General features: G+C 70.1%; 9 protein-coding genes. All 9 read left to right on the top strand.

Annotated features, from left to right (window positions below; genetic code table 11):
* On the top strand, nucleotides 1–300 hold a 300-nt coding region (locus tag ON23_RS18700), incomplete at its 5' end, for an FAD-dependent oxidoreductase (protein WP_039779759.1).
* A complete protein-coding gene (locus ON23_RS18705; RefSeq protein ID WP_051042859.1) occupies nucleotides 297–1,313 on the top strand; it encodes a polyprenyl synthetase family protein in 1,017 nt (338 codons plus the stop codon). The genes ON23_RS18700 and ON23_RS18705, both read left to right, overlap by 4 nt.
* 2 nt (nucleotides 1,314–1,315) lie before the next feature.
* Nucleotides 1,316–3,496 carry a squalene--hopene cyclase gene (gene shc, locus ON23_RS18710; protein ID WP_083904068.1) on the top strand — a complete coding sequence of 727 codons (2,181 nt, stop codon included), beginning with the start codon at nucleotides 1,316–1,318 and terminating at the stop codon, nucleotides 3,494–3,496.
* 3 nt (nucleotides 3,497–3,499) lie between these two features.
* Nucleotides 3,500–4,975 (top strand): 4-hydroxy-3-methylbut-2-enyl diphosphate reductase, encoded by a 1,476-nt coding sequence (ispH, locus tag ON23_RS39700; protein ID WP_039779760.1) that lies wholly within the window; start codon nucleotides 3,500–3,502, stop codon nucleotides 4,973–4,975.
* The gene (hpnH, locus tag ON23_RS18720) at nucleotides 4,976–5,977 is read left to right on the top strand and encodes an adenosyl-hopene transferase HpnH (protein WP_036503553.1); all 1,002 of its coding nucleotides are present in this window, start codon (nucleotides 4,976–4,978) and stop codon (nucleotides 5,975–5,977) included.
* 48 nt (nucleotides 5,978–6,025) lie between these two features.
* Nucleotides 6,026–7,819: a 1-deoxy-D-xylulose-5-phosphate synthase gene (locus tag ON23_RS18725; RefSeq protein WP_051042860.1), complete on the top strand. Its 1,794-nt coding sequence runs from the start codon at nucleotides 6,026–6,028 to the stop codon at nucleotides 7,817–7,819.
* Nucleotides 7,816–8,943, top strand: coding sequence for a flavodoxin-dependent (E)-4-hydroxy-3-methylbut-2-enyl-diphosphate synthase (gene ispG / locus ON23_RS18730; RefSeq protein ID WP_039779761.1), 1,128 nt, complete (start codon nucleotides 7,816–7,818; stop codon nucleotides 8,941–8,943). Before ON23_RS18725 ends, ispG begins: the two co-directional genes overlap by 4 nt.
* Before the next feature lie 82 nt (nucleotides 8,944–9,025).
* Nucleotides 9,026–11,257: an iron uptake transporter permease EfeU gene (efeU, locus tag ON23_RS39705; protein ID WP_039779763.1), complete on the top strand. Its 2,232-nt coding sequence runs from the start codon at nucleotides 9,026–9,028 to the stop codon at nucleotides 11,255–11,257.
* Nucleotides 11,258–11,294: 37 nt separating this feature from the next.
* Nucleotides 11,295–12,530: an iron uptake transporter deferrochelatase/peroxidase subunit gene (gene efeB, locus ON23_RS18740; RefSeq protein WP_039779764.1), complete on the top strand. Its 1,236-nt coding sequence runs from the start codon at nucleotides 11,295–11,297 to the stop codon at nucleotides 12,528–12,530.
* The last annotated feature ends 46 nt before the right edge of the window (nucleotides 12,531–12,576 follow it).

Raw genomic sequence — 12,576 nt, forward strand, 5'->3', positions numbered from 1 at the left:
GCCCGGACGGCACAGGTAACCGACTTCTTCGTCACGCGCGAACGCCATGCGACGTTCCGGCCCGCGCCGGGCAGCGCGCGGCTGCGTCCGCCCGCGGCCACCGCGCTGCCCGGCCTGACGCTGGCCGGGGCGTGGACCGACACCGGCTGGCCCGCGACCATGGAGGGCGCCGTGCGCAGCGGGGAAGCCGCTGCGGCCGAAGTCATTTCGCATCTGGCGGGGTTGCGTCCCCGCGCCGGTGCCGCCGAGCGCACCGGTACGCCCGAACCCCGCACGCGGATATCGGAGGTGATCAGATGACAGTGACAACCCTGTCCACGGTCGATGCCGACGGTCATGCCGTCCGGTCGGCGCTGTCCGACGCCGTCGGACGGCTCGACGATGCGATCCGGCCGGTGGTCGCCTATCACCTCGGCTTCTGCGACGAACACGGCCGCCCGGTCGTCGCCGACGGCGGCAAATCGGTGCGGTCACGGCTGACCATGCTCGCCGCCCACGCCGCCGGCGGCGACGGACTCTGCGGAATCCCCGGTGCGGTGGCGGTCGAACTCGTGCACAACTTCTCGCTCGTGCACGACGACCTGATGGATCGCGACGCCACCCGCCGGCATCGTCCGACGGTGTGGGCGGTGTGGGGAGATCCGGTCGCGGTGCTGGCCGGTGACGCGATGCTCTCGCTGTCGCACGAGGTGCTGCTCGATTCCGGCTCGCCGCATGCGATGGCGGCGGCCCGGCTGGTCGGGAAGGCGACCCGGGATCTGATCATCGGCCAGGCCGCCGACGTCGACTTCGAACATCGCAACGACGTGGGCCTGGCCGAATGTATCCGCATGGCCATGGGCAAGACCGCGGCACTGCTCTCGGCGAGTGCCGCGGTCGGTGGCGTGCTGGCCGGGGCGCCACCGGCGACGGTCGCGGCGCTGCAGGCCTACGGCGACAACATCGGTCTCGCCTTCCAGCTCGTCGACGATCTGCTCGGCATCTGGGGTGATCCGGCGGTGACCGGCAAACCGGTGTTCTCGGATCTGCGCTCGCGCAAGAAGTCGCTGCCGGTCACCTGGTGCCTGGAATCCGGCCGCCCGGCCGGGCAAGCGCTCGCGCAGTGGCTGGCGCAATCCGGCGAACCGAGCGAGCACGATCTGCGGGCCGCCGCCGACATGGTCGAGACCGCCGGTGGCCGGCGCTGGGCACGGGCCGAGGCCCGTCGGCGGGTGCGCACCGCCCAGCAGGCCCTCACCGCGGTCACCCTCACCCCCGAATACCGCCGAGAGCTCTGTGACCTGGCGGATTTCATCGTGGAACGGAGTGCATAGGAATGACAGTCACCCACACCGGCAATGCGGCAGCGAACCGGCGGGCAGCGGCCGATCCGGCGCCCGACGCCGACGAACTGAGCGCGGTCCGGGCCGCCACCGACGCGGCGGTGCGGCTGCTGCGCTCGTCCCAGCACGAACAGGGCTGGTGGAAGGGCGAATTGGCGACCAATGTGACGATGGACGCCGAAGATCTGCTGTTACGGGAGTTCCTCGGCATCTCCACCCCGGACGTGACCGAGCCGGCGGCGCGCTGGATCCGATCGCAGCAGCGCGCCGACGGAACCTGGGCGACCTTCCACGGCGGACCCGGCGACCTGTCGACCACCGCCGAGGCGTGGGTGGCCCTGCGGCTGGCCGGTGACGACCCCGCCGCACCGCATATGCGCGCCGCCGCCGACTTCGTGCGCGCCGAAGGCGGAATCGAGGCATCCCGGGTCTTCACCCGAATCTGGTTGGCGCTGTTCGGGTTGTGGTCCTGGGACGATCTGCCGAATCTGCCACCGGAACTGGTGCTGTTCCCGTCCTGGTTTCCGCTCAACATCTACGACTGGGGATGCTGGGCCCGCCAGACCGTGGTGCCGCTGACCGTGGTGGCCACGCTGCGGCCGTGCCGCCCGCTGCCGTTCGGCATCGACGAATTGCGGACCGGCGCGCCCCCGGCCCGCCGCGCGCCCCTCACCTCCCTCGCAGGAGTATTCCAGCGTGTCGACACGGTGCTGCACACCTACGCGCGACTGCCGCTGAATCCGTTGCGCGATGTGGCGATGCGGCACGCCGCGGAGTGGATCCTGGCCCGCCAGGAGGCCGACGGCGGCTGGGGCGGGATCCAGCCGCCGTGGGTGTATTCGCTGCTGGCTCTGCACCTGCTGGGCTATTCGCTCGATCATCCGGCGATGCGGGCGGGCATCGCGGGCCTGGACGGGTTCGTGGTCCGCGAGCAGACACCGCAGGGCGAGGTACGGCGGCTCGAGGCCTGCCAGTCACCGGTGTGGGATACCGCATTGGCGACGGCCGCGCTGCTGGACGGCGGAGTGGCACCGGACGATCCGGCGGTGCTGCGGGCCACCGACTGGCTGCTGGGTGAGCAGATCACCGCCGGCGGCGACTGGCAGGTGCGCCGGCCACGCCTGGAACCCGGCGGCTGGGCGTTCGAATTCGCCAACGACGTCTACCCGGACACCGACGACACCGCAGAGATCGTCCTTGCGCTGCACCAGGTTTCGCATCCGGATCGCGCCGCACTGGATACCGCGATCGAACGCGCGGTGCGCTGGACGGTCGGCATGCAGTCCGCCGACGGCGGGTGGGGCGCCTTCGACGCCGACAACACCTCGATCCTGCCGACGAAACTGCCGTTCTGCGATTTCGGCGCCGTCACCGATCCGCCCTCGGCCGATGTGACCGCGCATGTGGTGGAGATGCTGGCGGTGCTCGGCCGCAGCGGTGATCGCGCCTGCCGGCGCGGCGTGCGGTGGCTGCTCGACCACCAGGAGTCCGACGGCTCCTGGTTCGGCCGCTGGGGCGCCAATCATGTCTACGGCACCGGCGCGGCAGTCCCCGCGCTGGTCGCGGCGGGCACGAGCCCGCGGTCGACGGCGATCCGCGCGGCGGTGCGCTGGCTGGAAGCCCATCAGAACGCCGACGGCGGATGGGGTGAGGATCTGCGCTCCTATCGCGAGCCGGAATGGATCGGCCGCGGCGAATCCACCGCCTCGCAGACCGCGTGGGCGCTGCTGGCCCTGCTGGCCGCCGAGGAACACGACTCCCCTGCCGTGCGCCGCGGCGTCGACTGGCTGGTGCGCACGCAGCGCCCCGACGGCGGCTGGGACGAGGACCTGTTCACCGGCACCGGATTCCCCGGCGATTTCTATATCAACTACCACCTGTACCGGCTGGTGTTCCCGATCTGGGCGCTGGGGCGCTACCTGCGGCGACAGACCACATCGGGCGGGAAGGTCACCGCGGCTGCGCTATCCGCACCGGTCATATCGCCGGCAACCGACGAAGCGGCCGGGCGCCAGGGCCGGCACGCACGCGCATTCGGCGAGAACCCACTCGGCGGCAGCACCTTCACCGGCTCGCCCGGCGCGAGCACTCACACCGGCTCGGACGGCGAGGACCGCAGCGTTGACACCCCGCGCTCGAACGGGACCGGTCCTGCCGGCCGGGACGGGAGCTGACGTATGACACGGCCTGGAACCGTCTGTGCCCCTCTGCTTTCGGAGTGGGCAGCGCTGCGGGGCGCCGCCACGGCGCCCGTGGTGCACACCGGGCGCGGTCCGCGGCGGCGCTACGACGCCGCCGCCTCGGGTCCGGTCGCGGTGGCGGGTGTGGCGGGTGCGCTGACCACGGAGCTGCGTCCCGGCGATCTCGTGGTGGCCGGCGAGATCCGGCGCAACGGTACCGAATTGCCCAGTCCCGCAGCGGTTCTGCTGCACGGGGAACTACTGCGACTCGGACTGCCCGCACGCCTGGGGCCGGTGTATTCCGCAGAACACGTCGTCACCGGCCGGGCGCGCGCCGCGCTGGCGGAGTCCGGCGCGCTCGCGGTCGATACCGAAACGGCGTTCCTCGCCGCCGATGCCCCCGACGGGCAGGCCGTCGCACTCCGGGCGATCGTCGACACTCCCGACGCGCCGCTGCTGAGCCCGGGCACGTTGTGGCGTGGCGTGCGGGCACTGCGTTCCCTGCGCGCGGCGGCTCCGGCGCTGGACCGGTGGTCGGCGGCGACCGGCGAGCGCGAGATCCTGCTCGCCGGTCCGCGCTCGTTCTGCGCCGGGGTCGAGCGGGCGATCGAGATCGTCGAGCAGGCCTTGGACCGCTTCGGCGCACCGGTGTACGTGCGGCGCCAGATCGTGCACAACAGCCATGTGGTGCGCGAATTGGCCCGGCGGGGAGCGGTTTTCGTCGAGGAGCTCGATCATGTGCCCGAAGGCGCGGTGGTCGTGCTCGCCGCGCACGGAGTGGCCCCGGAGGTCCGCCGCCAGGCCGAACGCCGCCGCCTGCGCGTGGTCGACGGCACCTGCCCGCTGGTGTCGAAGGTGCACGCGGAGGTGCGCGCCTTCGCCGCCGCGGACAAGACGGTCTTCCTGATCGGGCACGCCGAACACGAGGAGGTGGTGGGCACCCGCGGCGAGGCGCCCGAGAACGTCGTCGTGGTCGCCGATCCGGAAGAAGCCACCCGGGTGTCGCCACCGGCTCCCGACCGGGTCGCCTACGTCACGCAGACCACCCTGGCCGTCGCGGAAGCCGAGGCCACGGCCGCCGTACTGCGGCAACGGTTTCCGGCGTTGAGCGGACCGCGCAAGGACGACATCTGTTACGCCACCACCAATCGCCAGCAGGCGGTGCGCGCGGTGGCCCGCGAATCGGACCTGGTGCTGGTGCTGGGTTCGCGCAACTCCTCCAATTCGCTGCGGCTGGCCGAGGTCGCCGCGGCCGAGGGTGTGGCGGCACATCTGGTGGAAGACGCCGGCGAGATCGAATTGAACTGGCTGGCCGGCACCCGCCGCATCGGCGTCACCGCCGGGGCGTCGGCACCGCCGCATCTGGTGGACGACCTGGTCGAGGCCCTGTCCGGGCTCGGCGCCCTCCGGGTTCGCCACACCACCGTGACCGAAGAGAGTGTTCGATTCAACCTGCCTCGGGAGGTGAGCTGAATGGCCATGCCATTCCGTCAATCCGTACGTCTGGGAGCGTATCTCGCAAAACAGAAGCTGCTGCGGCGCGAGAAGTTTCCCATCCTGGTCGAATTGGAGCCGCTGTTCGCCTGCAATCTGAAATGCGCGGGCTGCGGCAAGATTCAGCATCCGCACACGCTGCTCAAACAGCGCATGCCGGTCGAACAAGCCGTCGGCGCGATCGAGGAATGCGGTGCCCCGATGGTGTCGATCGCCGGTGGCGAACCGCTGATGCATCCGCAGATCGACGAGATCGTGCGGCAACTGCTCGACCGCAACAAGATCGTCTTCCTGTGCACGAACGCGGTACTGCTGCCCAAACATCTGCACAAGTTCGCCCCGCACCGCAATTTCGCGTGGATGGTGCACCTGGACGGACTGCGCGAACGCCACGACGCCTCCGTCTGCAAGGACGGTGTCTTCGATCAGGCCGTGGCCGCCATCCGCGAGGCCAAGGCCGCGGGATTCCGGGTGATGACGAATACCACGTTCTTCGATGTGGATTCGCCGCAGGACGTGATCGACGTCCTGGATTATCTCAACGACGAGCTCGAGATCGACCACATGCAGATCGCACCCGGCTACGCCTACGAGAAGGCGCCCGATCAGGAGCATTGGCTCGGCGTGAAGGAAACCCATCAGCTGTTCGCCAAGGCCTTCGCCGACGGGCGGCGCAAGAAGTGGCGGCTCAACCACTCCCCGCTGTATCTGGATTTCCTGGAGGGCAAGGTCGACTTCGACTGCACCGCCTGGGCGATTCCGTCGTATTCGCTCAAGGGATGGCAGCGGCCGTGTTATCTGCTCGACGACGGATATGTGGCCACCTATCGGGAATTGATCGACGACACCGACTGGAACGCTTTCGGCCGCGGCAACGATCCACGCTGCTCGAATTGCATGGCGCACTGCGGATACGAGCCGACCGCGGTGGTCGCGACCCTGGGTTCGTTGAAGGAGACGATCCGCGCCGCCGTCAGCTGAGTCGAACCGACACCGGGTCGAATTCCCACACCGGAAGGTGAGCCACGCATGAAACCCTCGCCGCGCGGGCCGGACCCGCTCGCCGCCCTCACCGGACCCGACGCGCTGGCCGCGTTGTCCGACGACGACCTGCCCGCGCTGGCGCAGCGGTTACGCGATCGCCTCGTCGAGACCGTCACCGGAACCGGCGGCCATCTCGGCGCCAGCCTGGGGACGGTGGAACTGACCATCGCGCTGCATCGCGTATTCCGTTCGCCCACCGATGTTCTCGTCTTCGACACCGGACATCAGAGTTATGCGCACAAGTTGCTCACCGGGCGGGCATCCACCTTCGACACACTGCGGCAGGCCGGCGGCGTCGCCGGGTATCCGAACCGCGCCGAATCCGCGCACGACTGGGTGGAGAACTCCCACGCCTCGGTCAGCCTCGCCTGGGCCGACGGCATCGCCAAGGCCTTCCACCTGCGCGGCGAACACGATCGCCGGGTGGTGGCGGTGATCGGCGACGGGGCGCTGACCGGCGGTGTGGCGTGGGAAGGTCTGAACAATCTGGGTGCGGGCGGGCGGCCGGTCGTGGTGGTGCTCAACGACAACGGCCGCTCCTACGATCCGACCGTCGGTGCGCTGGCAAGCCATCTCGCCGGGCTGCGCGACGGCGACATCGCCTCCGGAAATCTGTTCGACGCCTTGGGTTTCAGCTATCTGGGCCCGGTGGACGGTCACGATATCGGCGCGCTGTGCACGGCCCTGCACAAGGCCGCCGCACTGGCCGAACCCGTTGTGGTGCATGCGGTAACGGTCAAGGGCCGCGGCTTCGGCCCGGCCGAGGCGGACGAGGCCGACCGCATGCACGCGTGCGGGGTGATCGATCCGGTCACCGGTGTGCCGCGTAGCCAACCCGCCCCCACCTGGACCGATATCGTCGAATCGGAACTGGCCGATCTCGCCCGCGACCATCCGGAGGTGGTGGCCCTGACCGCGGCGATGCGGCTGCCCACCGGACTCGGCGAATTCTCCCGCAGCGCACCGGAGCGGGTGTTCGATTCCGGGATCGCCGAACAGCACCTGCTGGCGTCCGCGGCGGGATTGGCGGCGGCCGGTATGCATCCCGTGGTGGCGGTGTACTCGACCTTCCTCAACCGCGCCGTCGACCAGGTCCTGCTCGACATCGCCCTGCACGAACTACCCGTCACCCTGGCGCTGGACCGCGCCGGCGTCACCGGCCCGGACGGACCGAGCCATCACGGCATGTGGGATCTGGCGCTGCTCACCTGCGTGCCGGGGATGCGGATCGCCTGTCCGCGCGATCCCGGCCGGATCCGCGAACTCCTGCGCGAAGCCGTCGCCACGCCCGGCCCCACCACCGTGCGTTATCCGAAAGCCACTGCCGGAGAAGACATTTCGCCGCTGGCGCGGATGGACGGGATGGATATCCTGTATCGCGGGCCGCACAGTCCGCTCGACATCCTGCTGGTGGCGGTCGGCCCGATGGCCGGGCCGTGCCTGCGCGCGGCGCAACTGCTGACCGACAGCGGTTTCGGCGCCACCGTCGTCGATCCGCGCTGGGTGTGGCCGATCAATCCGGGACTGCCGGCGATCGCGGCACGGCATCGGCTCACCGTCTGCGTGGAGGACGGTATCGCTTCCGGCGGGATCGGCACCCACCTGATGCACGCGGTCGCTCGCGACAACGGCGCCGCCCCGGTCCGCACGCTGGGCCTGCCGACCGCATTCATCGCCCACGCCTCCCGCGACAGCATCCTGGCCGAATACGGCCTCACCGGCGAGGGCATCGCCGCGGCCTGCACGCAGTGGTTACCCGCGACCGAGAGGATCCGATGACCGCCGTATTCCTGTCCGAGCCCGCGGCTCCGACCCTGCGACCACGCCGGGAGAGCCGGCGCATCGACGTCGGCTCGGTGCCCGTCGGCGGCGGCGCACCCATCTCGGTGCAATCGATGACCACCACCGTCACCGCCGACGTCGAGGCGACGCTACGCCAGATCGCCGAATTGACCGCTGCCGGTTGCGATATCGTGCGCGTCGCGGTGCCCACCCAGGACGACTGCGCGGCACTGCCGACGATCGCCCGCCGCTCGGCCATCCCCGTGATCGCCGACATCCATTTCAATCCGCGCTACGTCTTCGCCGCCATCGACGCCGGCTGCGCCGGGGTGCGGGTGAATCCGGGCAACATCCGCACCTTCGACGACAAGGTTCGTGAGATCGCCGCCGCGGCCTGTGCGGCGGGGGTGCCGATCCGCATCGGGGTCAACGCCGGTTCGCTCGATCGGCGCATCCTGGACCGGCACGGCGGGCACGCCACGGCCTCCGCTCTGGTCGAATCGGCGCTGTGGGAGGCCGGACTGTTCGAGGAACACGGATTCACCGCTCTGAAGATCTCGGTGAAACACAACGATCCGCTGACGATGATCCAGGCCTACCGGCTGCTCGCGCAGCGCTGCGACTATCCGCTGCACCTCGGGGTCACCGAGGCCGGTCCGCCACTGCAGGGCACCGCGAAATCGGCCACCGCGTTCGGGATCCTGCTGTCCGAGGGGATCGGCGACACGATCCGGGTCTCGCTGTCGGCGCCGCCGGTCGAGGAGGTCGCGGTCGGTCACCACATCCTGGCCGGACTCGGGCTGCGCCCCCGCACCCTCGACATCGTGTCCTGCCCGACCTGCGGCCGCTGCCAGGTCGACGTCTTCGAGCTCACGAAGAAGGTCGAGGCGGCCTTCCGGGATTTTCCGGCGCCGCTGCGCGTCGCGGTGATGGGCTGCATCGTCAACGGCCCGGGTGAGTCGCGGGAAGCCGATATCGGGGTCTCGGCGGGCAATCACAAGGGTCAGATCTTCGTCCGCGGTGAGGTGGTGCGCACGGTGCCGGAGTCGATGATCGTGGAGGCGTTGCTGGAGGAAGCACTGACACTGATCGAGGACGCGCCGGAGACCCAGTCCGGCTAATCCGGACATACCTCGCATACCGCCCCACCTGCGGCAATGAGCACTCGCTACAGGCATGCAGGATTGGACCTGCGGTATAGGTATGCCTTACCTTTGGACGGTGAGCTGGGCCGAGGCTGTACCGAATCTACTGATCTGCCTGCGGGAGGGTCTCGAGGCGGGACTCGTGGTGACGATCCTGCTGGCTGCCGTGCGCAAGACGTCGACCCCGCAGCGCCCGGTCTCCGCGACTCCCGTCTGGCTCGGCCTGCTCGGCGCGGTGTCGGTGGCGGCCAGCTTCGCGGCCGTGCTCACCTACTCCACGAGCGTGCTCTCGAACTCCGGTCAGGAAATCGTCGGCGGCACCCTCAGCGTGATCGCGGTCGGACTGGTGACGGCGATGGTGTTCTGGATGCGGCGCACAGCCGCGTCGCTGTCCGGCCAGCTTCGCGGTGAGGTCGCCCGCGCCACCGCGATCGGGGCGGGCGCGCTGGCCATCACGGCCTTCATGGCGGTCGGGCGCGAGGGTCTGGAATCCACGCTGTTCGTCTGGACCGCGGTCAAGGCATCCGGCACCACGGTCGCACCGCTGGCCGGCGCCGCGCTCGGTTTCGCCGCCGCGGTGGTGCTGTGCTGGTTGCTGTACCGGCAGTCGGTGAAACTCAACCTCGGCGTGTTCTTCAACCGCACCGCGCTCGCGCTGATCGTGATCGCCGCCGGTGTGCTGTCCTACGGCCTGGGCGATCTGCAGGACGCCGGAATTCTGCCCGGACGCCACTGGGTCGCCTTCGACCTGTCGGCGCATATCGACCCGAACTCCTGGTGGGTCTCGATCATCACCGGCATCACCGAGCTCACCCCGCGGATGACCGTGCTGCAGGTCGTGGCGTGGCTGGTCTACCTGGCCGTGGTGATCCCGCTGTTCATCCGCGCGGGACGCCAGGCGCCCGCGAAGGCCCCGGCGAAGCGTCCGGAGCAGTCGGCGCCCACCACCACGGCAGGCACCGCAGCCGCGGCGGCGGAATCCGAGGCCACCGGCTCCAATGCGAGCTCGAAGGATGCCGGTACGACTCCGGCATCGGCAGCCGCGCCGGCCCCGCTGGCGGCGTCGACCGCGGCGCACGACGGCTCCGAGCACACTCCCGACTGGTGGGAGCGAATCGCCGGGCCGCGGCCGTTGCTGGTCGGCGCGGTGCTGGTGGTCGTTCCCGCCGTGGCCGCCGGCGTGGCGATCGCGCTGCTGCCGTCGAGCGGCTCCGGTAAGGCGCAGGCCGTGTCGGTCACCGACGGCTCGTGCGCCTCGGAATGGAAGTCCGGGCGGGCCGGAACACAGACGTTCGAGGTGCAGAACAAGACCTCCAAGGCCGGGGAGATCAACCTGGTGAACTCCGGCGGCGCGGTCGTCGGCGAGATCGAGACGATCGGCCCGGCCACCACCGCCAACCTGACCGCGACCCTGAGCAGTGGCACCTACACCATGCAATGCCTGATGTCCGGTAAGCCGGTGACCTCGTCGGCGGCGGTACAGGTCAGCGGCGAGGCGGGCCAGACCCCGCCGGCCGTCAAACGCGTCACCGAGGACGATCTGCGCGGCCCCAACGACGCCTATCAGGCCTACGCCGCCGGCGTGCTGACCCGGCTCTCCGGCGCCGTGACCGCGATCGGCAACGATCTGCGTGGCGGCAATATCGCTGCCGCACAAGCGGATTGGCTCAACGCCCAGCTGGAATGGGAACGGGTCGGCGCCTCCTACAACAGCTTCGGCGACGCCGGTACCGCGGTCTCGGGCCTGCCCGACGGCCTGCCCGGTGGTGTGAACGATCCCGGATTCACCGGTCTGCACCGGCTGGAATACGGCCTGTGGCACGGACAGCGGCCCGATCAGCTGCTGCCGGTGGTCGATCGGCTCGGCGGCGATATCGCGAACATCCGCAAGAACCTCGGCAGCGACGACCTCGCCGGCGATCCGAAGAATCTGCCGCGGCGCGCACACGAAATCCTGGAAGACGCCCTGCGCGATCATGTTTCGGGCATCGACGACCAAGGCGCGGGTGCGGCGTATCCGATGACGCTCGCCGACATCGACGTGACTCGCGCGGTCCTCGATCAGCTCGGCCCGCTGATCGATCCGCGGGCGCCGCAACTGCGCACCACCCTGCGCACCCGCCTCGACGAGTTGCAGGCGGCACTGCTCGCCACCCAGAACCACGGACAGTGGCAGTCGCCGGATCGGACCCCGCCGGCCGCGCGGCAAGCCGTCAACGCGCGTCTCGGCGCCGCCCTCGAGGAACTCGCCAAGGTGCCGCGGTTGCTCGAAGTGCCGATCTCCCACTGACCATGCCGAATCACCGACCGACCAGTAAGGCTTCACGATGAACGTCAGCCGCCGCCGCTTCCTCTCCGGCGCCGCCGCCGGTGCCGCCGGAACCGCGCTGACCGCGGGCATTCTCGCCGAGGGCGCCCGCAAGGACGCCGACGCCGCCACCGTGGGCACCCCGAAGGCGGAGGCGAGCTACCCCTTCCACGGCGAGCATCAGGCCGGCATCCTCACGCCGGGCCCGTCGGCGAAACAGAACGCCGCCTGCTTCGCCGCCTTCGACGTCACCACCACCCACCGCGCGGAACTGGTGGAGGCGATGAAGACTCTGACCGCGCGCGCCCGCTTCCTCACCGCCGGCGGCGCCCCGACCGACCTCGGCCTCGGTCAGCCGCCGTCCGACAGTGCGGTGCTCGGGCCGGAGGTGATCGCCGACGGGCTCACCGTCACCACCGGTGTGGGCGCGAGCCTGTTCGACGGCCGCTTCGGGCTGGCCGCGGCCAAACCCGCCAAACTCACGCCGATGCGGACCTTCCCCAACGACACCCCGGATCCGGCCTGGATGCACGGCGATCTGCTGATCCAGCTGTGCGCCCACCACCCCGACACGGTCCATCACGCGTTGCGCGACATCACCCGCCAGACCCGCGGCGCACTGCAGCTGCGCTGGAAGATCGACGGCTACAACTCTCCGCCGCGTCCCTCCGGCACCGGCCGGAACCTGCTGGGCTTCAAGGACGGAACGGCCAACCCGACCGGCGCCGACGCCGAATCGCTCATCTGGACCGACGGCGGCGGCGAACCCGAATGGACCCGCGGCGGCACGTACCAGGTGGTCCGGCTGATCCGCATGCTCGTCGAATTCTGGGACCGGGTCTCGATCAACGAGCAGGAGAACATGTTCGGGCGCCGCCGCGATTCCGGCGCCCCGCTCGACGGCAATCAGGAATTCGACACCCCCGACTACGCCGCCGACCCGGAGGGCTCGGTCATCCCGCTGGATTCCCATATCCGGCTGGCCAATCCGCGCACCCCGGAAACCGCCCGCCAACAGCTGGTCCGCCGTTCCTACAACTACGACCTCGGGGTGGAGCGCAACGGCAATATGGCCTCGGGCCACATCTTCACCTGCTTCCAGCAGGATGTCGCCCGCCAGTTCGAGGCCATCCAGACCCGGCTGATCAACGAACCCCTCACCGACTACGTCCAGCCCTTCGGCGGCGGCTACTTCTTCGCGCTGCCGGGGGTGCGTGACGAGAAGGATTGGTACGCGCGGGCTTTGCTGAGCTGAGCGGTCCTGCGGCCGGAAGCGCCGCGCGGCACTCCCGGCCCGGACA

It is taken from the genome of Nocardia cerradoensis NBRC 101014 (assembly GCF_000308535.1).
Classification (GTDB): Bacteria; Actinomycetota; Actinomycetes; order Mycobacteriales; family Mycobacteriaceae; genus Nocardia; species Nocardia cerradoensis.

What these genes read in the sequence shown, in the direction of transcription:
- ON23_RS18725 (WP_051042860.1), top strand. Translation starts at nt 6,026, where the DNA reads ATGAAACCCTCGCCGCGCGGGCCGGACCCGCTCGCCGCCCTCACCGGA.
- efeU (WP_039779763.1), top strand. Translation starts at nt 9,026, where the DNA reads ATGCCTTACCTTTGGACGGTGAGCTGGGCCGAGGCTGTACCGAATCTA.
- hpnH (WP_036503553.1), top strand. Translation starts at nt 4,976, where the DNA reads ATGGCCATGCCATTCCGTCAATCCGTACGTCTGGGAGCGTATCTCGCA.
- ON23_RS18705 (WP_051042859.1), top strand. Translation starts at nt 297, where the DNA reads ATGACAGTGACAACCCTGTCCACGGTCGATGCCGACGGTCATGCCGTC.
- shc (WP_083904068.1), top strand. Translation starts at nt 1,316, where the DNA reads ATGACAGTCACCCACACCGGCAATGCGGCAGCGAACCGGCGGGCAGCG.
- ispH (WP_039779760.1), top strand. Translation starts at nt 3,500, where the DNA reads ATGACACGGCCTGGAACCGTCTGTGCCCCTCTGCTTTCGGAGTGGGCA.
- efeB (WP_039779764.1), top strand. Translation starts at nt 11,295, where the DNA reads ATGAACGTCAGCCGCCGCCGCTTCCTCTCCGGCGCCGCCGCCGGTGCC.
- ispG (WP_039779761.1), top strand. Translation starts at nt 7,816, where the DNA reads ATGACCGCCGTATTCCTGTCCGAGCCCGCGGCTCCGACCCTGCGACCA.